The sequence below is a fragment of the Pseudomonas sp. SORGH_AS_0211 genome (assembly GCF_031453455.1).
Taxonomy (GTDB): Bacteria; Pseudomonadota; Gammaproteobacteria; order Pseudomonadales; family Pseudomonadaceae; genus Chryseomonas; species Chryseomonas aestiva.
Window position 1 is genome coordinate 2002251 of sequence record NZ_JAVIZV010000001.1, and the last position, 20844, is coordinate 2023094.

Here is a 20844-nt window from a genome sequence, read left to right on the forward strand (position 1 = left end):
CCGCACGGCTCAACCCGGGGTGCCGACACCCGCGCCGGGCAAGCGCGTCAGCAGGATGGTGTCCTTGTCGAGCGGGACCTGGGCACCCTTGCGTCTGAGTTCGTTGATGGCATGCAGCAGGATCAGATTCACCTGTTCGACCGCGCGCATGTCGTCCGCCTTGAGCAGCCGCGACACCCGCACATTGTGATCGGCCTCGATGAGCGTGATCAGCAGGCCGTCACTGCGCCGCTCCAGCTCATGGCGCACGGGTGGATCGAGTTGGGCCAAGCGTTCATGCAACCTGTTCATCTGCAGGCTCCCGAAGGAACGTCACCCACTTCAGGCTAGCCGCCTCGGTAGAGAACGCAAGGCGCCTGGGGCGCGGCGTGCTGCCAGGGTCACGGGAGGGTACCGGGGCCAAAACGCGGCCGAGGCCTGTCACGAAGCTGCCATCAGTATCCGGCAGGCTGGGCCTCCTGACCGCCACGTCGTGGCAGAGGCCGATCCATGGATACCCGCCCCGCTCTCCGCCACCGCATCTCAGCGGTCTCTCCCTCGGCGCGCGTAGCCCTGGCTGCCCGAACGACCTGCTGTCGTCACGCCGAAGCGCATGGCCAACGCATCGCCCTGGCCACCCGGCATCTGATAGCGCTCGGGCATCTTCAGATCCTCCTGGTGACAGCTCAGCAACGGTCGGTCGCCGAGGCCGACGCCGAATTGCAGGCGCATTGCCAGGTCATGCTGGCGGAGGGACTGCCGCTGCTGCCGCGGCTGGAGCTCGACCCGGCGGCTCCCGCATACGGGCCGGAGCTGGCCGCCAGACTGGCCGGCATCGCCCCGACCGCCCTGCTCTGCACCCAGCCTGCCCTGGCCAGGGCGCTGCAGACCGCCCTTGCGTCCCAGGGTGAGCTGACCATCGTCGGTCCCGCAACGAGGGACGAGGCGCAGAACGCAGCCTGGCACTAGCTCAAACGGTCGACCTTCAGAAATTCGACCCCCGGATCGTGCGGCCTGCCTGATCGGGCTGCTGCAGGTTGCCCGAAGTAGCGGCCTTGACCGGATTCCAGTCGATCTCGGCGCGCTGCACCGCATTGGCGGTGAAGCGTTCGTTGAGTTCCGGCGCCAGGCGGTGGCCCCAATAGGCCATCTTCGCCTTGTAGCCCACGGTGATTTCCTTTTGCGGTTGCAGCAGCGCCCTGACGATGGCCTGCACCGCCTTGTCCGGTGCGTCCTTGGTCGGCAGATCGGGACGGTGGCCGGTATAGGTGGCCGCATGGCCCCAGATCGGCGTATCCAGCGCCCAGGGCAGCACCGTCGACAGCTGAATGTTGGGCTGGCGTCCGCGCCGCAGTTCCTGCTGGAGCACCCGGCCGAGGCTGAGCACCGCGGCCTTGGACGCCGAATAGGAGGCCTGATAGGCGTGGGGGATCTCGCCGTCGACCGACGCCACGTTGACCAGCCGGCCATAGCCCTGGCGACGGAAGCGCTGCAGGGCCAGGTGAGTGCCGATGACCACGCCTTTCACATTGGTATCCAGCAGACGCAGATGATCGTCCAGCGGGATCTCCTCGAAACGGCCCACCGCCACGACACCGGCATTGTTGATCCAGCCGTCGATGCGACCGAAGCGCTGCTCGGCCTGCTCGGCCAGGGCAGTCATCTGCGCCATGTCGGCGACATCGGTGGGCACTGCCAGGGCGGCTACGCCCAGGGCCTGGACCTCGACCGCCAGGGCTTCCAGCGCCTCGGTCCGCCGCGCTGCCAGCACCAGGTTGGCACCGTGCCGGGCCAGCGCCAGGGCCACGCCGCGGCCGACACCACTGGAGGCGCCGGTGACGACGATGGTCCGGCCGCTCAGTCGCTGGTGATCAGGCCGCCCGGAACGCCGGGGCGAGGTGCGGTTCAACAGGGCCAGGGCGGCAGGCAGGGCAAGTAGCAGTGGCAGGGTACGCATCAGGGATCTTCCTCGGGTCTGTGTCTGAGGTGTGACCCGTGGCCAACCGCACTGACGTCCCGCCTGGGACGACCGGGGCCTGGCGCGCCGATGGCGACCGCTTCGCTTGATCGCCAAGATCGTCGCGCCAGGGCAGCCGCCGGGCGCCACGACCGTTCGGCGGAAGACCTCAGTCTTCGGGCTGGCGATGCGGCATGACGATGCCGTGCAGCTTGAGCCGCCGATAGAGGGTGGCCCGGGACATCCCCAGCGCCCGGGCGGTCGGAATGGCCTTCCAGCGGTGCCGCACCAGGGCGGCAAGGATCGACCGCCGCTCGAGACTGTCGACCGCGGGTGGCGGCTCGATGGCCAACGCGCCAGCGGGCCGTAGACTGGCCGGCAGGTGATCTAGGCAGATCAGGACGCCGTCGCACAGGGCGCAGGCGTAGCGCAGCACATTGCGCAGTTCGCGCACATTGCCCGGCCAGTCATGGGCCAGGATGGCCTCCTGCGCCTGGGGCGCCAGCTCCGGCGCAGCACGCTGGCCGCATTCCTCTTCGAGCAACCGCCGCGCGAGCGCCAGGCGGTCGGCACGCTCGCGCAAAGGTGGCAGTTGAAAGACGGCGCCATTGAGACGATAGAGCAGGTCTTGGCGAAACAGTCCGGCGGCGACCCGCGCCTGGAGGTCGCGGTGGGTGGCGCCGACCAGCCGCACATCGACTCGCCGCGCCTGGGCGCTGCCCACCGGCAGCACCTCGCCCTCGGCCAGCACCCGCAGCAGGCGCGTCTGCAGGGCCAGGGGCATGTCGCCGATCTCGTCGAGAAAGAGGGTGCCGCCATCGGCCGCCACGATCAGGCCATCGCGCCCCTGGCGCTGGGCGCCGGTAAAGGCCCCCGCGGCATGACCGAACAATTCGCTCTCGATCAGGCTTTCCGGCAGCGCCGCGCAATTGAGGGCGACGAAGGACCGCCCGCTGCGATCGCCGCCCTCATGCAGGCCGCGAGCAAAGACCTCCTTGCCGGTACCGGTCTCCCCGGTCACCAGGATCGGCAGGCCGTGGCGATAGAGACGCAGGGCGGTCGCGAGCGCCTGGCTGATCCGCGGCTCCTGTTCGTTTTCGGTCTCCAGGTCTTCGCGCACCAGGGGAATCACCACACCCGTGCGCGGCCGCGGCGCCCGGACCCGGGCGTGGAACTGCGCTTCGCCCAGACGCAGGGGTTCAGGATCGTCCTCCTTTAAACGCGCCGAGGCGTCGCGACCAAACAACTCGTCGAGGCGCTGCGGCAGGTAGCCCAGCTGAGCGAGGCAGAGCTGCCGGGCCGGCCGATTCAGGCCGGTCAAGCGACCGCTGGCATCCCAGGCGAGCAGAAATTCCGGCTGGGTGTCCAGGTAGCTGGGCTGGGTGTGGCCGCAGAGCACCCAGTCGCCCCGGGCGCTGTGCATGAAGTAGGCGTTTTCGATGCGCTGGGCGCTGTCGCGAGTGAATTGCTGGATCAGCAACTGACTGCGCCGGTCGTCCGGCGAGCGTGGCGCCGAGACGTCCAGCACCCCGAGCAACTCGCCACCCGGGGCGAATACCGGCGCGGCGGTGCAGGTCAGGCCGGTAAAGGCCACGCGGAAATGATCGGCCTTGTGCACCGTCACCGGCGCCCGGTCGGTCAGCACTGCGGCCACGCCGCAGGTGCCCTCCTCCTGCTCGGACCAGCAGGTCCCCAGATAGAGTCCGGCGCGGCGGCATTCCTCATCGAGGCGATCGCTGACCCGGTAGTCCAGGGTATGGCCCTGGGCATCGGCCAGCAGCACGCAGTAGTCGGCCGCCTCGACCCGCGCATGCAGGGCGCCCAGCTCGCCATCGGCGACGCGCAGGAAGTCCTCCGCCGCCTGCTGGTGCTGGCGCAATTCGTAGCGCGAGAGGATGCGCGGCCCCCGCAGCGAGCCCGGGTCGAGCTGATACTGCTCGAAGGAACGGCGCCAGGAATCGAGGATGCGCCCGGGCGGACTGGCCGCGCGCAAGGGTGCGCGCAGGGCCTGGTCGATGGCGCGGGCGTGATAGCGGGCCTGGGTAGACAACATGGACGTCTCTCCCTGAATTCCGGTCATGGCATGGAAGGCCGGTCATTGTTCTGCCCTTCATTTAGCGCCCCCTGGCCCCGGCCTTCAAGTCCGCCGCGCCGTGAGACGAATCGTCTCAGCGTCTCGCCCTCCTGTCGCAACCCTGAGACGCCCCGGCGCGTCGACGACTGCCAGCCGGCTCCGGGCATCCCCCGCAAACTCGCGCCCAGGCTGGCCTGCAGTGGATCTGCAGCGACCTGGCACCGCCCTTGCTCAGGGCTCTGCGACGCTCCCAAGACAACGACAAGAGGGCCAGACCCATGAGCGCATCCTGGCATCGCCGCACGGCAGCCCTGACCGATGGCCCAGGCCTCGGGAGTCAGCCATGCCCGTAACCGTCGGCATCCTGCCCAACCCGGCCTCCGGCCGTGACCTGCGCCGGCTGACCGGCAACGCCGCCCTGACCTCCAGCACCGACAAGGCCGGGGTGGTGATGCGCCTGCTGGCGGCCTTTGGCGCCACCGGCGTGGAGCGGGTGCTCTTGCCGCCGGACATGACCGGCATCGCCGCCGCCGTGCTTAAGGCCAGCGGCAGTCGCCAGGCCCGTGAGCAGCGCTGGCCGGCGCTTGCGTTTCTCGATCTGCCGCTCACGCAAACGGTGGACGACACCCGCCGTGCCGCCGGGGCCCTGCTGGCTCAGGGCGCCCGGGTGATCGCCGTGCTCGGCGGCGATGGCACTCACAAGGCGGTGGCCGCCGAGGTGGGCGACCTGCCGCTGCTGACCCTCTCGACCGGCACCAACAATGCCTTTCCCGAATTGCGCGAGGCCACCAGCGCGGGGCTGGCCGGCGGCCTGGTAGCGGCCGGCCGGGTCGACCCGGCGCTGGCGCTGCGGCGCAACAAGCGGCTGCGGGTGGAGGTGCCCGAGCGCGGCATCCGCGACTGGGCGCTGGTGGACGTGGCGGTCTGTCGCCAGCCCTATATCGGTGCCCGGGCGGTGACCCGGGTGGAGGATCTGGCCGAGGTCTTCACTACCTTCGCCGAGCCCTGGGCCATCGGCCTGTCGGCCTTGTGCGGCCTCTGGCATCCGGTCGCGCGTAGCGCCCCCCAGGGCGGCTGGGTGCGACTGGAGCCCGAGGCTCCGGCGCAACTGACCGTTCCCCTCGCCCCCGGCGTGCTGGCCCAGGCCGGCATCGCCGCCAGTGGCCTGCTGCTACCTGGCGAGTCGCGCACCCTGTCGCTGACCGCCGGCACCCTGGCACTGGACGGCGAGCGGGAAATCGAATTCGGCCCCGAGGCGCGTCCGCAGGTGACGCTGGACCTCGATGGCCCCCTGAGCATCGACGTGGAGCGGGTACTGGAGCTGGCGGCGCAGCAGCGCCTGCTGGTCAGCCGCCTGCCCGCGTCGGCCCTCGGCAATCCTGGAGAACAATAAGATGAGCGAGACCGTAAGCGTCGAAAACCTGAGCCATGCCTACCGGGTGATGCGCACCATCCGCGCCTTCGAGGAGCGGCTGCACGTGGAATTCGCCACCGGCGAGATTCCCGGCTTCGTCCACCTCTATGCCGGCGAGGAGGCCTCGGCCGCCGGTGTCATGGCCCACCTGGGCCACGAGGACAGCATCGCCTCCACCCACCGCGGCCACGGTCACTGCATCGCCAAGGGCGTGGACGTCTACGGCATGATGGCCGAGATCTACGGCAAGAAGACCGGGGTCTGCCAGGGCAAGGGCGGCTCCATGCACATCGCCGACCTGGAAAAGGGCATGCTCGGTGCTAACGGCATCGTCGGCGCCGGAGCCCCGCTGGCCGCCGGCGCCGCGCTGGCGGCCAAGCTCAAGGGCAGCGATGCGGTGGCCGTGGCCTTCTTCGGTGACGGCGGCTCCAACGAGGGCGCGGTGTTCGAGGCCATGAACCTGGCCTCGGTGTGGAATCTGCCGTGCATCTTCGTCGCCGAGAACAACGGCTACGCCGAAGCCACCGCCTCGAACTGGTCGGTGGCCTGCGACCACATCGCCGATCGCGCCGCCGGCTTCGGCATGCCCGGCGTGACGGTGGACGGCTTCGACTTCTTCGCCGTCCATGAAGCCGCCGCGGCCGCCGTGGCCCGTGCCCGCGCCGGCGAAGGCCCCTCGCTGATCGAGGTGAAGTTCACCCGCTACTTCGGCCACTTCGAGGGCGACGCTCAGACCTACCGCGATCCCGACGAGGTCAGGCAGGCCCGGGAGCAGCGCGACTGCCTGATGCAATTCCGCGAGCGGGTGACGCGCTCCGGCCAACTCCAGCCCGCCCTGCTCGACAGCATCGACCAGGAGGTGGAGCAGCTCATCGAAGACGCCGTGCGCAAGGCCAAGGCCGATCCCAAGCCCGGCCCGGAAGACCTGCTCACCGACGTCTACGTCACCTACGCCTGATCGGAAAACAACAAGGAGCGCCACCATGGCCAGAAAGATCAGCTACCAGCAAGCCATCAACGAAGCCCTGGAACAGGAGATGCACCGCAACCCTACCGTCTTCCTCATGGGCGAGGACAACGCCGGCGGTGCCGGCGCGCCTGGCGAGCAGGACGCCTGGGGCGGCGTGCTCGGGGTCACCAAGGGCCTCTACCACAAGTTTCCCGGGCGGGTGCTGGACACCCCGCTGTCGGAGCTCGGCTACGTTGGCGCGGCGGTAGGCGCCGCCGCCCGCGGCACCCGACCGGTGTGCGAACTGATGTTCGTCGACTTCGCCGGCTGCTGCCTGGACCAGATCCTCAACCAGGCGGCCAAATTCCGCTACATGTTCGGCGGCAAGGCGGTCACCCCGCTGGTCCTGCGCACCATGGTCGGCGCGGGCCTCCGCGCCGCCGCCCAGCATTCGCAGATGCTGACGTCCTGGTGGACCCATATCCCCGGTCTCAAGGTGGTCTGCCCGGCCACGCCCTATGACGCCAAGGGCCTGCTGATCCAGGCCATCCGCGACAACGACCCGGTGATCTTCTGCGAGCACAAGCTGCTCTACGGGATGCAGGGCGAGGTGCCCGAGGAGTCCTACGCCATCCCCTTCGGCGAGGCCAGCTTCCTGCGTGAGGGCGACGACGTCAGCCTCATCACCTATGGCCGCATGGTGCACCTGGCCATGGAGGCCGCCAGCAACCTGGCGCGCCAGGGCGTCTCCTGCGAGGTGCTGGACCTGCGCACCACCAGTCCGCTGGATCGTGACAGCATCCTGGAAAGCGTCGAGAAGACCGGCCGCGCGGTGGTCATCGACGAGGCCAATCCGCGCTGCTCGGTGGCCACCGACATCGCCGCCCTGCTTGCCGAGCACGCCTTCGACGACCTGCGCGCCCCGGTGCAGCTGGTCACGGCGCCGCACACCCCGGTGCCCTTTTCCGATGCCCTGGAAGACCTCTATATCCCCGACGCGGCCAAGATCGAGCGCGCCGTGCTGAAGATCACCCAGGGGAGGCAGGCCGCATGAGCCAGATCCATACCCTGACCATGCCCAAGTGGGGCCTGTCCATGAGCGAAGGCCGGGTCAATGCCTGGCTCAAGGCCGAAGGCGATAGCATCGCCAAGGGCGACGAGGTGCTCGACGTCGAGACCGACAAGATCAGCAGCAGCGTCGAGGCGCCCTTCTCCGGCATCCTGCGCCGCTGCCTGGCCCGCGAGGACGAGACGCTTTCGGTAGGTGCCTTGCTGGCCATCGTGGTGGAGGGAGAAGCCAGCGACGAAGAGGTCGAGGCGGTGATCGCGCGCTTCCAGGAGGCGTTCGTGCCCGGTGGCGAAGACGCCGCCGACGCCGGTCCCCAGGCCCAGCGGATCGAACTCGACGGCCGGCCGCTGCGCTACCTGGAGCGCGGTGCAGGCGGCCTGCCGTTGGTGCTGATCCACGGTTTTTCCGGCGATCTGGACAACTGGCTGTTCAACCACGAGGCCCTGGCCGCCGACCGCCGGGTGATCGCCCTGGACCTGCCCGGTCACGGCCAGTCCGGCAAGGGCCTGGCCACCGGGGACCTGGCCGAGCTAGGCGCTGCGGTGCTGGCTCTGCTCGACCATCTGGACATCCCCCGCGCCGTGCTCGTCGGCCACTCCATGGGTGGCGCCGTGGCCCTGCAGCTGGCGCAGACCGCGCCGCAGCGGGTCGCCGGCCTGGTGCTGATCGGCAGCGCCGGGCTGGGCCAGGACATCAATGGCGCCTACCTGGAAGGCTTCGTCGCGGCCACCAGCCGCAACCAGCTCAAGGGGCCGGTCAGTCTGCTGTTCAGCGATCCCGGCCTGGTCACCCGACCACTGCTGGAAGACCTGCTCAAGTACAAGCGCCTGGAAGGCGTGGACCAGGCCCTGAATCGACTGGCCGGCACGCTCTTCGCCAATGGCCAGCAGGCCCAGGTGCTGCGCCAGGTACTCGAAGGCGATCTGCCCGCCCTGGTGATCTGGGGCAAGGCCGACGCCATCATTCCGGTCCAGCATGCCGAAGGCCTGCCCGAAACCGTCCAGGTCGAGATCCTGGAAGGCCAGGGCCATATGGTGCAGATGGAGGCCGCGGACCGGGTCAATGCCCTGATCCAGGCCTTCCTGCCCCGCTGCGAACGCTAGAGGAGCCTCACGATGAAAGCAGCCCGTTTCCACGCCGCCCGCGATATCCGGGTGGAAGACGTCCCAGCCCCCGGCGAGCCGGGCCCTACCCAGGTCCTGGTGAAAAACCAGTTCTGTGGCATCTGCGGTACCGACCTGCACGAGTACCTTGGCGGTCCCATCTTCATTCCCACGGAGCCGCACAGCTACACCGGCGGCCAGGTGCCGCAGATCCTTGGCCACGAATATTCCGGCGTGGTGGAGGCCGTGGGCAGCCAGGTGACGTCGGTGAAACCCGGTGATCGGGTCTCCATCCAGCCGATGGTGTCGCCACGGGACGACTACTACGGCCGCCGCGGCCAGTACCAGCTCAGCGAACAGCTGGCCATCATCGGCCTGTCCCATCCCTGGGGCGGCATGGCCGAGTACTCCCTGGTGGAGGACTACAACGCCGTCCCCATGCCGGATGACCTCAGCACCGAGCACGCGGCGCTGATCGAGCCCACGGCGGTGACCGTCTACGCCACCCATAGAGGCGGCGTGAAACCGGGTGACAGCGTGCTGGTGGCCGGTGCCGGGCCCATCGGCCAGCTGCAGGTCATGGCTGCGCGGGCCGCGGGCGCCACCCGGATCTTCCTGGTGGATCTCAACGACAATCGCCTGGAGATGGCCCGCAGCCTGGTGGAGGGTCTCGTTACCCTCAATCCTGGCAGCAGCGACGTCCTGCGCGAGATCCGTGCCCGGACCGCGGGAGGCGTGGGGGTGGACGTGGCCTTCGAATGCGTGGGCGCCGAGGCACCCCTGGGGCTGTGCTTGGAAGCGGTCCGCCGCCAGGGCGTGGTGGTTCAGGTGGGGATGCAGGGCAAGCCGCCGGCGCTGGATGGCTTCACCCTGACCTACAAGGACGTCGACCTGCGGGGTTCCTGGTGCTACTCGACGCTGATGTGGCCCCAGGTGGCGGCCTTGATCGCCAGCGGCCAGTTGCCGGCGGAGAAGGTCGTGACCCGCCATATCGCGCTGGACGACGTGGTGGAACAGGGCTTCGAAGCCCTGCTGGACAAGGCCGGGACCCAGCTGAAGATCCTGATCGAGCTCTAGCCCTTCCCCACGCCGTCGGCAAGGGCCGCCGCGTGGGGCTTTTTTGCCTTACTGGAAAGCTGTCGTGGCGAAGCTGGGACGCGCCAGGAGCCGCTGGTGAAAGGCCACCAGCACGAGGTGCGCGGACCAGTCGATTTCCGGCAGCCGAAAGCTCAGGTAGTCGAGGCCGACGGCAACCAGGTAGTGGCTGAAATCGAGGTCCTCCGCATCCAGCGTGGAAGACTCGTCCAGGCGCGCCAGCAGGCGCTCGATGGCCGCCAGCCGGCGGGCGCCCAGCACAGATTCATCCTGGGCCGCACCGCCATGCTTGCGGGCGATCACCGTGCCGAAGGCGGCGTCGATCAGGCCCTGGCCCAGGCCGGCCAGTTGCAGGCGTTCGGCCGCAAGCGGGACGCCGCCCGCCAGCTGGTGCAGATAAACGCAGATCAGCAGGGTCTCGCCGAGGGCGACACCCTCATCGGTGATCAGGACCGGGACCTTGTTGGCCGGATTGGCGGCCAACAGCTGCGCAGCTTCGTCCCAGGGATCGCTCCACACCAGTTCCAGACGCTCGCCGAAGCCGGCTTCGAGGGCGGTGACGCGCGCGGCGCGGGCATAGGGCGAGGTCTGGTTCAGCAGCAGTTGCATGGCGGACTCCTGGACAGGTGCGGGCGGTAGCCGGGGTGCCCGCCAGTGTAGCCGCTCCCGTGCGCCCTCAGCGCGGCCGGGTCACGGTGAGGACGACGGCGGCGATGCGATCGGTATGGGCATAGACCCCTGTCTCCAGCTCCTCGCCGAAGACGTCCGGATCCAGTTCGCGATAGCGCCAGGCGACCTCACTGCCAGCCAGACGTGCGCGCACCTCTTCCAGGAAGGGATCGCGACCCTCGACCATGGCGACGCCGGTATAGAGCAGCAGGATGCCGCCCGGCGCCAGGCGCTGCAGCGCCGTGTCGAGGATGGCCAGGGACAGGCCGGCCCCGAGGGGACCGCCGCCATGGCGATAGGCACGCTCGCCGGGATCGACCAGATAGGGCGGATTGGACAGGATGAAATCGAAGTCGCCCGCCACATCGCTCAGCAGATTGCTGTAGCACGCGCTGACATTGTCGGCCCCGGCCAGCTCGGCGTTGGTCCGGGTCAGGGCCAGGGCGCGCTCGTTGATGTCCACCGCCAGCACCTCGGCATCTGGCCGCGCCAGGGCGACCAGGATGGCGCCGGGACCGGCACCGCTGCCGATGTCCACGGCGCGGCGGATGGCACCGGTCTCGAAGCGCAGCTGGGCTTCCAGGGCATTGGCATAGCGATGGGTGTCGGGGCCAAAGAATACCGCATCGGCGTCCTCGGTGGGATAGGCGGAATGCACGAACAACTGGTCGCCCAGGCTCGACACCCGCACCTGGCTGCGCCAGCCCCCCGGCACCGCGGTCAGCAGCTCGGCTGCCGCCAGGGTATCGACCAGAGCGCCGGGCAGCAGCGCGGGGGAAAACGGCCGGCTCCAGCCGAAGATGCCTTGCAGGTCCCGCGCCCAGGCGTTGCCTGGCCGGGCATTGACCCGCGCGTGAGAGGCCGGGGTGGGCGTGATGAAGTGATAGTCCGCTGCGCGCAGCGTTTCGATCAGGAGTTTCAGGGCAGCGGCCGCAGCCGGGCTGGTCGCGGTGCGTTCGGGATGTTCCATGGCCGTCACGGGTGGTTCCTTCAATGACCGTCGAAATGAAAAAGGACCCTCGCGGGTCCTTGAATAGAGGTCAGCCCAACAGGGAGACGAACAGCCGCGTCGCCAGCAGGCCGGCACGGCTGTGATGGCGCGCCGGTGACAGCTGCTCTACCAGCAGCGCCATGGCGGCAGCGCGACTGGGCTGGCTGGCCAGCCGCTGCTCCAGCGCGACCTCATCGCGATCGAAGTCGCTCGCCTGGGCCTTGCTGGCATTGGCCGCCGTGCCCTGCTCGGCTTCCAGCGCCGGACACAGGCGCTCCTGCTGGCGCTGGCGAGCACGAAAGCTCACCTCGCGCCGCGGCAACACCGCCACTCGCTCGGCGGCAGCCTGATTCCGGGCGCCGCTGTGCACGAAGTCACCGGCGATCCAGTCATGGATCAGTTGCTGCTCGTAGGCGGTGAAGACACCGAACATCTCGGCACGCTCGCCCTGGATCAGGCGCCAGAAGCGGCTGTTGACCGGGTCCTCGTGACGCTTGATCCAGCCCTGCTCCTGCATCACCTGGAGGAAATCGGGAATCTGCGACGGATCGCAGAGCCAGTCGCTGACGCTGCGGCCACCGATGCGGCAATAATCGGAATGCACATAGCGGCCAACCGTGCTCTTTTCCGCCAGCACCTCGATCACCGCCTGCTCCAGATCGAAGCCCGCGATCACCGAGGTGGTGCCGGCGCCCAGCTTATTGAGCAGATAGCCCTGCACCACGCGTTGGTAGAAGGCGGCGCGGCCTTCGGCCGGCATGGCATCGTGCACCGCCTGCAGCGCCTTGCGCGCATGACCGGTGCCGGCATTGTCGACCGTGACATGCAGCGTGAAGTAATAGGGGTCGATACCCAGCTCGTTGAGCTCGTAGGAGGTGATCAGCAGGTGCAGCGGCAACTGCTCGTAACCCAGGTTGAAGCCGAGCACCTCGGGGAGGTAGTGATCGGCGCTATGGGCCAGGGCCAACTGAATCGCGCCCTGGACATAGTGATCGTCGCTCAGCTGCGAGAAATCTTCGCAGCCGTGAGTGGCCAGCAGCTTGCGATAGAGCACCACATGGTTCTTGTCCGGTTGGCCGTCGCCCAGCTCTTCCAGATAGATCTGGATGGCAGCGCGATAGCGCAGGTCGTCCCAGTGGGCGAGCGTGCCATAGAGCCAGGCGCCATCGACCAGCTTGGTAGGCGCCACGCCACGCAGGAAGTACAGCGCATGGGCCTTGCTGCCGAAGTAGCGGCGCGGCGCGCCAGCCTTGCGGGCCGCCAGATAGTCTTGATACTGGGCGCCGACTCGGGCGTTGTTCTCCAGCACCCAGGCTTCCAGGCCCACGGGGTCTTCCGGCAGGTCGGCGGTCATCCCGCCTACCGCCTGCAGCTGGTCGTCGAGAAAGCGTCGGGCCCTCTCCCGGGCCCTGACGCCCGGGTGCTCCACCAGCAATTCCTGATAGAGCGATCTGGCCGGTTGCAGGGTGAGCGGGTTCGGGGCGGCGTACTGGCCGGTGACGGCTCTTGTCGTGGTCTGCATGAAGGGCACATCTGGCAGCTGATGAATACCTCGTTCGGCCTACAGAAAAAGCCTTGGTTCCTGGCGGAACCCGCGCCGGAACTGTGCCGCTGCGCTTGCGGCCGTCAAAGGCACCGCCTGGCGGCCACTGCCATTCGTCGGCAGCCGCTCCACGCCACGTCGCCTGCTGGCGGTCCGCGCCAGGCGACGGGTGACCTGACGAAGGGCCTCATTTTCCAGGCTGGCGGGCCGATAGCCTGAAAACCCACGCGACTGCCAGGCCCTGCCCATGTCTCCTGCCGATTCCGACGTCGATCTGCGCGCCCTCCTCGATTCGATCCAGGAATTCATCATCGCCAAGGATGGCCGCGGGCGCTGGTTGTTCGTCAATCGCATCGTGCTCGAAGCCTACGCCATGCTCGGCTTCGACTACGTGGGCATCACCGACGCTGAATTGATCGAGCTGTTTCCGGATCATGCCCAGGCCTTCGCCTACAACATCGAGACCGACGAGCGCGCCTGGCGCAACGGCGTGGCCACGCAGATCGAGAAGTCCTTCATGGGGCCGGATGGACGCATCAATACCTGGGAAGTGATCAAGACGCCCCACTTCGATGCCCAGGGCGGACGCCAGCTGCTGACCATCGTCAGTCGCAATGTCACCGAGCGCAAACTGGCGGAGACCGCCCTGCAGGACAGCGAAAGACGCTTCAAGTCCCTGGCCTACCTGGATGCCCTGACCGGCATCCCCAATCGACGCAGCATCCTCGACCAGATCGTCCGGCACCTGGCGGTCGCCTCCCCGCAGGCGGATTGCGCCCTGTTCTACCTCGACCTGGACAGGTTCAAGGCGATCAACGACGAATTCGGCCACGAGGTGGGGGATCGGTTGCTGGTGGCCTTCGTCACCCGCGTCAGCGCCTGCCTGCGCCAGGACGATCTGCTCGGGCGGATCGGCGGAGACGAATTCATCGTCTTCCTGCGCGACACCCCCGCGACCACCGCCCTGGCCCTGGCCGAGCGCCTCTGCCTGGCCCTGCAGGAGCCCTGGACGCTGCAGGACATCCGCCTGGCGACCACCTCTTCCATTGGCATCGCCCACGGCGCCGCCGGCAGCCTCAACGTCCACGAACTGATCCGCCGCGCCGATGGCGCCCTGTACCAGGCCAAGCGCGCCGGGCGGGCCCGGGTGGTGCTGGCGGACGGCTAGAGCCGCTCCGTCGGCTGGGCGCGGATCATTATCTCGCGCTGGCGAAAGGCCGTTTCCAGACGGTGCCGATAGCCTTTCCACCAGGCTCGATCCAGGGCCTCGGTCATGACCTCGTAGACCAGCAGCTCGTCGTCCTCGACGCGCTGCGCCTCGTCCTGGCACAGGCCCTCCACCGGTACCCGGCTGAAGGCGGTCAGCCCGCCGAAGCGCGCGACCAGCTCCTCGCGCACCTCCTGGAACAGCGCCCCGGACAGGCGCTGGCCGTCATTGTCGTTCAGGGGTAGCAGCAACTGGATGAGGTACATGGCCATCTCTCCTGCGTATTGGGTTGCAGACCCCCTGGGCCCCCGGGCGGGTTCCCGTCCCTTGGTCACGGCCCAGCGTGCCTGCCCACACGCCAGAAACGCAAAGGCCCTGCCGAGGCGCTCTCGGCAGGGCCTTTCACCACAGTTCAGTCGGCTCAGACCGAGAAGCGGCCGACCAGGCGATTCATGTCCACCGCCAGGCGCGAGACCTCATGGGCGGCGGCGGCGGTCTGGTGGGCACCGGCCGAGGTCTGGATCGACAGATCGCGGATGCTGACCAGATTCTGGTCCACCGACCGGGCGACCTGAGCCTGTTCCTCCGAGGCCGTGGCGATAAGGAAATTGCGCTCGTTGATCTCGGTGATGGAGCGAGCGATCTCCTCCAGGGCCGCGCCCGCTTCGTTGGCGATCTTCAGGGTGGCGGTAGCCTCGTCGCGGCTGCGTTGCATGGCCAGGACAGCGCCTTCCGAACCGCTCTGGATGCCGCCGATCATCTGCTCGATCTCGCGGGTGGATTCCTGGGTCCTGTGGGCCAGGGCACGCACCTCGTCGGCGACCACGGCGAAACCGCGGCCCTGCTCCCCGGCGCGGGCGGCCTCGATGGCGGCGTTCAGCGCCAGCAAATTGGTCTGCTCGGCGATGCCGCGGATCACGTCGACCACGGTGGCGATGCCTTGCGCCTGCCCGGCCAGGGCGACGATCTGCTCGCTGGTGTGGGACACGGTGCCGGTCAGCGAATGGATGGCATTGACGGTCTCGGTGACGCGGGCCGCGCCCAGACCGGTCGAGCGCTCCGACTGTTGCGCGGACGTCGAGGCCGAGGCGGCGTTGCGCGCCACCTCTTCGACGGCGGCGGTCATCTCGTTGACCGCCGCGGCAGCCTGCTCCACCTCGCCATTCTGGCGTTGCAGGCCGCGGCTGGCCTCGTCGGTCACGGCATTCATCTCTTCGGCGGCAGACGCCAGCTGCGTCGAGGCCTCGCCGATGTGGCTGACGGTGTCGCGCAGGGTCTGCTGCATCTGCACCGTGGCACGCATCAGGTCGGCCATTTCGTCGCGGCCGGTGGCCTGGGCCTCGACCCGCAGATCACCCTCGGCAATCCGCCGATTGATGGCCAGCACCTGGCGCAGCGGCTGCAGGATGCTGCGGGTGTAGAGCACGGCCAGCACCACGGTGAGCACCACGGCCACGGCGGAGATGATCCCGAGCAGCCAGAGGTTATGGCTGTAGGTCTGGGTCGCCAGTTCGCCGGCCTGCTTGGCGCCGCGCTGGTTGAAGTCAGCCAGGGCCACGATCTTCTCTTGCAGGTCGTTGGTCAGCGGACGGATGTTGGCATTGACGAAGGCGGTCCCTTCGCTGGCCGGACGGGTCCGGGCGAGGGTGACGATCTCGTCGAGGCGCGCATCGTAGGCCTTGACGCCGGCGGACACGGCGTCGGCCAACCGCTGCTCCTCGGGCGAAGCGACCAGCGCCTGGTAGGCCGCTACCTCCTGCTGCAGATGGCCGCGCGCCTGGGCAATGGTCGCGGCGGCGGTCTGCTTCATCTGCTCGTCTTCCGAAGCCACCATGCGCAGGGTCTCCAGACGCAGCCTGAGAACGAGGGAGTCTATCTTCGCCGTCTGGGCGATGCTGGCCATCCAGTTGGTCTCGACATCCTGCTCGGCTTTGTACAGCCCGTTGAGGCCCACGGCCGAGGTAAACGCCAGCACCAGCAGCAACAGGGTAACGGCGGCAAAGCACACGGCCGAACGGGCCGACAATTTCAGGGTACGCATGGCGCGACTCCAGGCAGAAAAGGCATATTCATCCCTTCTGGTCGGCGCTACCGTTACTCCCTGAATAGCCACCCATCGGCGATCAAAGGCATACCTGCCAGAAGCTGCAGGCTAGAGCCGACGCGGGCTCCAGGAGGATGCACCTGGCTGACGAGCAACCGCCGCCCTGGCAAATTGCCATGTGCAGTCAGGCTAGAATGAGCCTTTTCCTCAATCGAAATCTCCATGCTGCCGACGAAGCTTCGCCCTGCGCGTCTGGTCCCCTTGCGCAATCGCCTGCTGGCCATTGCCTTCGCCGGAATCGTGCCCCTGGCACTGGTAGCCGGCCTGGGGCTCTGGCTGCTCGTCCAGCACCAGCAGCACGAAGCCGAACAGCGAGCCCTGGAGTCCAGTCGCCAGGCCGCCACCATCATCGAAAGCGAATTGCGCCGTTCGGTGACCATTCTCCAGGCGCTGGCCGAGTCGCCCCTGTTGCGGACGGGTGACCTGAGCGATTTCGACACCCTGGTCGGGCGCATCCTGCCGCTGGTGCCCGGTTGGCGAACGGTGCTGCTGGCCACGCCGGAGGGCCAGGTCGTCCGGCGGATATCGAGCGTCCACCGGCCCGCTGGTGGGCCTCTCGCCGAACCGGACAGCTTTGCCGAGGTGCTCGCCCAGCGCCGGCCGGTGATCGGGCAACTGGGCCGCGGACCCGCCGGGCTGCTGGCCTTTCCGATCCGGGTCCCGGTGCTGCGCGAAGGTCGGCTGAATTTCGTGCTGACCGCGGTGATGACACCGGAGAGCATCCGGGCGGCGCGCATGGCCCGCGCCCTGCCCAGGGACTGGGTGGGCTCGGTATTCGATCGCCATGGCCTGCGCATCGCCCGTACCAGCCTGCACGAGGAAAGCTTGGGCGAGCCGGCCCTGCCAGGTCTGGCCGAGATCCTGGCCCAGCCCGGCGAAGAAGGCGTCGGTACCGCCCGTACCCGGGAAGGCCACCAGGTCTATACGGCCTTCGTGCGCCTGCCCGATTCCGGCTGGACCGTGACCACGGCGATCCCCACCGAAGAGGTGGCCGCAGCCGCCAATCGCTCCTTCGCGCTCTATGGCGGCGGCCTGGTGCTGTCGGTGGTCTTCGCCTGGGCGGTGGCCCTGCTGCTGTCGCGGCGGATCAGCCGGCCGGTGCAGGCGCTGCAGGAGGCGGCCCAGGCCCTGGGGCAGCGCCTGCCGCCGGCGCTGCCCGACAGCGACGTGCTGGAGATCCGCCAGGTGGGCGAAGCGCTGCTGACCGCTGCCGAAGCCCGCCGGCTGATCGAAGAGGAACGCGACGACTATCTGCGCAGCCTGCAGCTGAGCCAGGAGCAGCTGCAACTGCAGGTCGCCGACCTGGAGGTCCTGCAGCGGCTCAATCATCGTCTGCTGCAGTTGCCCTCGCTGCCGCAGCAATTGCAGGAGATCCTCGCGGTCCTCTGTCGCTTCCACCAGACGTCCCTGGGCTGCGTCTCGCTGCTGGAAGACGGCAAGCCGCCGCAGCTGTATTTCGCGGCCGGCTTCTCGGCGGAAGATCAGGCGCAGCTGGTCACCCTGCCACTGGCGGAAAGCGCCTGTGCCGCCGTGCTGCGCAGCGATGCCCGGGTGGTGGTGCCGGCGCTGGCGACCGCACCCGGGTTCGCCGCCCTGGCCGCCCTGGGCCACCGCCTGGGCTTCGCCGCCCTGCATGCCGTGCCCCTGCGCAGTACCCTGCACGGCACGCTCGGCGCCATCACCGTCCACCTGCCGGAGGCCCGCGAGCCCACGCCGCGCCAGCAGCGCCTGGCCGACCTGTGCGCCTCCAAGGCGGTGCTGGTGATCGACCGCGCCCGTCTCCAGGAGGCCGCCCTGCGTTCGCAACGTCGGCTGCGGGTGGCCCTGGAAAGCTCCCAGGTCTCCTTCGGCATCGCCGTGCCCACGACCGCGGGCGCCTTCAGCTGGGACTATCTCAACCCCATAGGCGCCACCACCCTGGGCCTCGACAGCAGCGTTGCGAACGCCCGTCTGCCCTGGGCCAGTGCGCGGATCCTGCAGCTCTGTGCGGAGCACCAGGCCGGCGAGGCGGCCTGGTCCGTCGAAGTGCAAGGTGCCGATGCCAGTGGCGCCAGTTGCTGGCTGCAGATCAGCGCCACCCCCTTCGACGGCAACGTGGCGGTCTGGTTTCTCGACATCAGCGAGCGCAAGCGCCAGGAGCAACAGCTACGCGACAACGACCGGCAAAAGGACGAATTCCTCGCCGTGCTGGCCCATGAATTGCGCAATCCGCTGGCCCCCATTCGCCAGGCGGCGGCGCTGATCGCCGCGCCCCAGGCCTCGGCCGAACAGCGGCAGCGCAGTTGCCAGACCATCGAGCGGCAGGTGCAACGCATGGGCGCCCTGCTCGATGATCTGCTGGACATCTCGCGCATCACCTTTGGCCGCATCACCCTGCACAACGCCTTCGTCACCCTGCAGACGGTACTCCAGTCAGCCGCCGAGGCGACCCTGGCGCCCATGCAGGACAAGCGCCAGACCTTCGCGCTGCAATTGCCCGAGGCGCCCCTCTGGCTGCATGCCGATCCGCTGCGCCTGGAGCAGATCTTCATCAACCTGCTGGGCAACGCCGCCCGTTACACCCCGGCAGGGGGACGGATCACCCTCGCCGTGCAGGCGAGCGATACCGAGGTGCGGGTGGACATCGCCGACAACGGCATCGGCATCGCCCCCGAGCGCCTGGCGGACCTGTTCCAGATGTTCGGTCAGATCGATCCGCGCCTTGCCGAGCGCTCGCCCGGGCTGGGCATCGGCCTGGCCCTTTCCCGCGAACTGGCGCGGTTGCAGGGCGGCGACATTACCGTGACCAGCGCCGGCCTGGGTCAGGGCAGCCGCTTCACCGTGAGCCTGCCGCTGACGCTGGCGCCGCCCGCCAGCGCGCGGGAGGCCGTGGCCGCCGCCTCGGCAGCGCCCGCCACCCGCCGGATCCTGGTCGCCGACGACAACCCCGACATCGCCGACACCATCGCCGAACTCCTCGAGCTGGATGGCCACGAAGTGCGGGTCGCCTACGATGGCCAGCAAGCCCTGACCCTGTTCCACAGCTATGGCCCCGAGATCGTCATCTCCGACATCGGCATGCCGGGCCTGACCGGTCACCAGCTGGCCCGGGCGATCCGCGCGACCCCGGCCGGCCAGGCGGTCAGGCTGATCGCCATGACCGGCTGGGGCCAGGCCCAGGACCAGGCCGAAGCCCTGGCGGCCGGCTTCGATCATCACCTGACCAAGCCAGCCGACATGCAGACCCTTTACGCCCTGGTGGGCGCCTAGGCGTTGACCGGGCGCGAACCGGCCAGGCGCCTCAGGCCATAGAGCGCTACGCCCACCAGCAGCATCAGCCCGGCGCGCCACCAGGTCGCGGCGCCCTGCTGGGCCAGCAGCAGCGCACAGGAACCCAGGGCCAATACCGGAAAGAGCCAGTGGACGCGGAAATGCGCATGCTCGACCCGGTCGCGCTTGAGCACCAGCACGGCCAGGTTGGTGCTGATGAAGACCACCAGGAGCAGTAGCACCACGGTTTCGGCCAGTACATCCAGGGTACTGGTATAGGTCAGGGCGATGGCCACCGCAGTGGTGGCGAGGATGGCGACTCCGGGGGTCTGCCGCCGGGGCAGCACCCGGCCGAGCACCGGCGGCAGCAGGCCCTGGCGGGCCATGCCATAGGCCAGGCGGCTGGCCATGATCATGGTCAGCAGTGCGCCGTTGGCCACGGCGATGAGGGCGATGACGGCGAACACCCGGGTCGGCACCCCCAGGCCCGAGGCACCGAGCACGTCCATCAGCGGTGCGCCCGACGCCTTGAGCTGGTTGACCGGCAGCACCAGGGCGGCGCCGGCGCCCACCAGCATGTAGACGATGCCGGCGATGACCAGGGCGCCGAACAGCGCTCGCGGATAGACGCGGCTGACGTCACGCACCTCTTCCGCCAGATTGGCCGAGGTCTCGAAGCCGACGAAGGAATAGAAGGCCAGCAGCGAGGCACCGAGGATGGCCACGGTGGCCGAGGGCGCGTCCACCTCCAGTAGCCGCGCCGGCTCGCCCTGTCCCTGGACGACGAACCAGGCCGCCGCCGCGACGACGATCACCAGGCCTGACAGCTCGATCAGGGTCATCACCAGATTGACCGACAGCGATTCCTTGATGCCCCGGGCGTTGAGCAGGCCGATGAGCACCAGGAAGGCCAGGCAGACCCAACTGGCGGGCCAGGGCACCAGTGCCTGCAGATAGCCACCGGCAAAGGCCACCGCCAACCCTGCCGCGCTGGTAACCCCGGCGGCCAGCATCGAGAAGCCCACCAGGAAGGACAGCCAGGGCCGCCCGAACGCTCGCTCGGCGAACACCGCCGCGCCCCCCGCCCTGGGGTACTTGGTGACCAGCTCGGCATAGGAAGCCGCGGTCAGCAGGGCGAACAGCAAGGCCACTAGCAAGGGCGCCCAGATGGCACCGCCGACCCGCCCGGCGATGGTGCCCGCCAGGGCATAGACACCCGCGCCCAGGACGTCGCCGAGGATGAAGAACAGCAGCATGGGCAGGGTGATGGCGCGTTTGAGCGTAGCGGTTGCAGGGGAGGATTCCATGGCCATGCTTGAAGTGCTCCTGCGCGGTCCGTTCGGGAAGGGGTCTGGCGGTCGCGAGAGCCGCCGCTTGCCTTCGTAGAGGTCGACGACGGCAAGCGGGTTCCGGGGTATCCTCGCGCCTCCACTGCCGCGAA

17 protein-coding genes are annotated in these 20844 nt (G+C 68.7%); 8 read left to right on the forward strand and 9 right to left on the reverse strand.

Annotation, left to right across the window (positions count from 1 at the left end; all coding sequences use genetic code 11):
• Positions 1 to 9 precede the first annotated feature (9 nt).
• Positions 10 to 291: a hypothetical protein gene (locus QE393_RS09385; protein ID WP_310043139.1), complete on the reverse strand. Its 282-nt coding sequence runs from the start codon at positions 289 to 291 to the stop codon at positions 10 to 12.
• Between the two features lie 366 nt (positions 292 to 657).
• Between QE393_RS09385 and QE393_RS09390 the strand changes: the two genes are divergently transcribed.
• Positions 658 to 948 carry a hypothetical protein gene (locus QE393_RS09390; protein ID WP_273806300.1) on the forward strand — a complete coding sequence of 97 codons (291 nt, stop codon included), beginning with the start codon at positions 658 to 660 and terminating at the stop codon, positions 946 to 948.
• 16 nt (positions 949 to 964) lie between these two features.
• Here the strand turns inward: QE393_RS09390 and QE393_RS09395 are convergent, their stop codons facing one another.
• The gene (locus QE393_RS09395; RefSeq protein ID WP_273806299.1) at positions 965 to 1936 is read right to left on the reverse strand and encodes an SDR family oxidoreductase; all 972 of its coding nucleotides are present in this window, start codon (positions 1934 to 1936) and stop codon (positions 965 to 967) included.
• 169 nt (positions 1937 to 2105) lie between these two features.
• Positions 2106 to 3989 (reverse strand): sigma-54-dependent Fis family transcriptional regulator, encoded by a 1884-nt coding sequence (locus QE393_RS09400; protein ID WP_310043140.1) that lies wholly within the window; start codon positions 3987 to 3989, stop codon positions 2106 to 2108.
• 364 nt (positions 3990 to 4353) lie between these two features.
• Here QE393_RS09400 and QE393_RS09405 point away from each other — a divergent pair, with 364 nt between their 5' ends.
• Genes QE393_RS09405 through QE393_RS09425 form a run of 5 tightly spaced genes read left to right on the forward strand, consistent with a single transcriptional unit; the run spans position 4354 to position 9622 of the window.
• Positions 4354 to 5403, forward strand: a complete 1050-nt coding sequence (locus tag QE393_RS09405) for an NAD(+)/NADH kinase (RefSeq protein ID WP_310043143.1) — start codon at positions 4354 to 4356, stop codon at positions 5401 to 5403.
• 1 nt (position 5404) lies between these two features.
• Positions 5405 to 6382: a thiamine pyrophosphate-dependent dehydrogenase E1 component subunit alpha gene (locus QE393_RS09410; protein WP_273806296.1), complete on the forward strand. Its 978-nt coding sequence runs from the start codon at positions 5405 to 5407 to the stop codon at positions 6380 to 6382.
• 25 nt (positions 6383 to 6407) lie between these two features.
• Positions 6408 to 7427, forward strand: coding sequence for an alpha-ketoacid dehydrogenase subunit beta (locus QE393_RS09415; protein WP_310043144.1), 1020 nt, complete (start codon positions 6408 to 6410; stop codon positions 7425 to 7427).
• On the forward strand, positions 7424 to 8545 hold the full coding sequence (locus QE393_RS09420; protein ID WP_310043145.1) for an acetoin dehydrogenase dihydrolipoyllysine-residue acetyltransferase subunit: 1122 nt from the start codon (positions 7424 to 7426) through the stop codon (positions 8543 to 8545). Before QE393_RS09415 ends, QE393_RS09420 begins: the two co-directional genes overlap by 4 nt.
• Before the next feature lie 12 nt (positions 8546 to 8557).
• On the forward strand, positions 8558 to 9622 hold the full coding sequence (locus QE393_RS09425; protein ID WP_273806293.1) for a 2,3-butanediol dehydrogenase: 1065 nt from the start codon (positions 8558 to 8560) through the stop codon (positions 9620 to 9622).
• 48 nt (positions 9623 to 9670) lie between these two features.
• On the opposite strand, the gene QE393_RS09430 is transcribed toward QE393_RS09425, so the two are convergent.
• From QE393_RS09430 to QE393_RS09440, 3 genes are all read right to left on the reverse strand, one after another.
• Positions 9671 to 10249, reverse strand: a complete 579-nt coding sequence (locus tag QE393_RS09430; RefSeq protein WP_310043146.1) for a glutathione S-transferase N-terminal domain-containing protein — start codon at positions 10247 to 10249, stop codon at positions 9671 to 9673.
• A 67-nt stretch (positions 10250 to 10316) separates the two neighbouring features.
• Positions 10317 to 11279 (reverse strand): class I SAM-dependent methyltransferase, encoded by a 963-nt coding sequence (locus tag QE393_RS09435; protein WP_310045622.1) that lies wholly within the window; start codon positions 11277 to 11279, stop codon positions 10317 to 10319.
• A 70-nt stretch (positions 11280 to 11349) separates the two neighbouring features.
• On the reverse strand, positions 11350 to 12822 hold the full coding sequence (locus QE393_RS09440) for an iron-containing redox enzyme family protein (RefSeq protein WP_310043148.1): 1473 nt from the start codon (positions 12820 to 12822) through the stop codon (positions 11350 to 11352).
• 268 nt (positions 12823 to 13090) lie between these two features.
• Between QE393_RS09440 and QE393_RS09445 the strand changes: the two genes are divergently transcribed.
• Positions 13091 to 14011 carry a GGDEF domain-containing protein gene (locus tag QE393_RS09445; protein ID WP_273806290.1) on the forward strand — a complete coding sequence of 307 codons (921 nt, stop codon included), beginning with the start codon at positions 13091 to 13093 and terminating at the stop codon, positions 14009 to 14011.
• Here the strand turns inward: QE393_RS09445 and QE393_RS09450 are convergent.
• Positions 14008 to 14316: a hypothetical protein gene (locus QE393_RS09450; RefSeq protein WP_310043150.1), complete on the reverse strand. Its 309-nt coding sequence runs from the start codon at positions 14314 to 14316 to the stop codon at positions 14008 to 14010. The two genes, QE393_RS09445 and QE393_RS09450, sit on opposite strands and share 4 nt — an antisense overlap.
• Before the next feature lie 155 nt (positions 14317 to 14471).
• Complete coding sequence (locus QE393_RS09455) at positions 14472 to 16091, reverse strand: methyl-accepting chemotaxis protein (protein WP_273806288.1); 1620 nt, start codon at positions 16089 to 16091, stop codon at positions 14472 to 14474.
• 225 nt (positions 16092 to 16316) lie between these two features.
• On the opposite strand from QE393_RS09455, the gene QE393_RS09460 reads away from it, so the two are divergent.
• Positions 16317 to 19403, forward strand: coding sequence for an ATP-binding protein (locus QE393_RS09460; RefSeq protein ID WP_310043153.1), 3087 nt, complete (start codon positions 16317 to 16319; stop codon positions 19401 to 19403).
• Here QE393_RS09460 and QE393_RS09465 read toward each other — a convergent pair.
• Positions 19400 to 20716: an APC family permease gene (locus QE393_RS09465; protein WP_405046239.1), complete on the reverse strand. Its 1317-nt coding sequence runs from the start codon at positions 20714 to 20716 to the stop codon at positions 19400 to 19402. The two genes, QE393_RS09460 and QE393_RS09465, sit on opposite strands and share 4 nt — an antisense overlap.
• Between the last annotated feature and the right edge of the window lie 128 nt (positions 20717 to 20844).

What these genes read in the sequence shown, in the direction of transcription:
- QE393_RS09385 (WP_310043139.1), bottom strand. Translation starts at nt 291, where the DNA reads ATGAACAGGTTGCATGAACGCTTGGCCCAACTCGATCCACCCGTGCGC.
- QE393_RS09395 (WP_273806299.1), bottom strand. Translation starts at nt 1,936, where the DNA reads ATGCGTACCCTGCCACTGCTACTTGCCCTGCCTGCCGCCCTGGCCCTG.
- QE393_RS09400 (WP_310043140.1), bottom strand. Translation starts at nt 3,989, where the DNA reads ATGTTGTCTACCCAGGCCCGCTATCACGCCCGCGCCATCGACCAGGCC.
- QE393_RS09405 (WP_310043143.1), top strand. Translation starts at nt 4,354, where the DNA reads ATGCCCGTAACCGTCGGCATCCTGCCCAACCCGGCCTCCGGCCGTGAC.
- QE393_RS09410 (WP_273806296.1), top strand. Translation starts at nt 5,405, where the DNA reads ATGAGCGAGACCGTAAGCGTCGAAAACCTGAGCCATGCCTACCGGGTG.
- QE393_RS09415 (WP_310043144.1), top strand. Translation starts at nt 6,408, where the DNA reads ATGGCCAGAAAGATCAGCTACCAGCAAGCCATCAACGAAGCCCTGGAA.
- QE393_RS09420 (WP_310043145.1), top strand. Translation starts at nt 7,424, where the DNA reads ATGAGCCAGATCCATACCCTGACCATGCCCAAGTGGGGCCTGTCCATG.
- QE393_RS09425 (WP_273806293.1), top strand. Translation starts at nt 8,558, where the DNA reads ATGAAAGCAGCCCGTTTCCACGCCGCCCGCGATATCCGGGTGGAAGAC.
- QE393_RS09430 (WP_310043146.1), bottom strand. Translation starts at nt 10,249, where the DNA reads ATGCAACTGCTGCTGAACCAGACCTCGCCCTATGCCCGCGCCGCGCGC.
- QE393_RS09435 (WP_310045622.1), bottom strand. Translation starts at nt 11,279, where the DNA reads ATGGAACATCCCGAACGCACCGCGACCAGCCCGGCTGCGGCCGCTGCC.
- QE393_RS09440 (WP_310043148.1), bottom strand. Translation starts at nt 12,822, where the DNA reads ATGCAGACCACGACAAGAGCCGTCACCGGCCAGTACGCCGCCCCGAAC.
- QE393_RS09445 (WP_273806290.1), top strand. Translation starts at nt 13,091, where the DNA reads ATGTCTCCTGCCGATTCCGACGTCGATCTGCGCGCCCTCCTCGATTCG.
- QE393_RS09450 (WP_310043150.1), bottom strand. Translation starts at nt 14,316, where the DNA reads ATGTACCTCATCCAGTTGCTGCTACCCCTGAACGACAATGACGGCCAG.
- QE393_RS09455 (WP_273806288.1), bottom strand. Translation starts at nt 16,091, where the DNA reads ATGCGTACCCTGAAATTGTCGGCCCGTTCGGCCGTGTGCTTTGCCGCC.
- QE393_RS09460 (WP_310043153.1), top strand. Translation starts at nt 16,317, where the DNA reads ATGCTGCCGACGAAGCTTCGCCCTGCGCGTCTGGTCCCCTTGCGCAAT.
- QE393_RS09465 (WP_405046239.1), bottom strand. Translation starts at nt 20,716, where the DNA reads ATGGCCATGGAATCCTCCCCTGCAACCGCTACGCTCAAACGCGCCATC.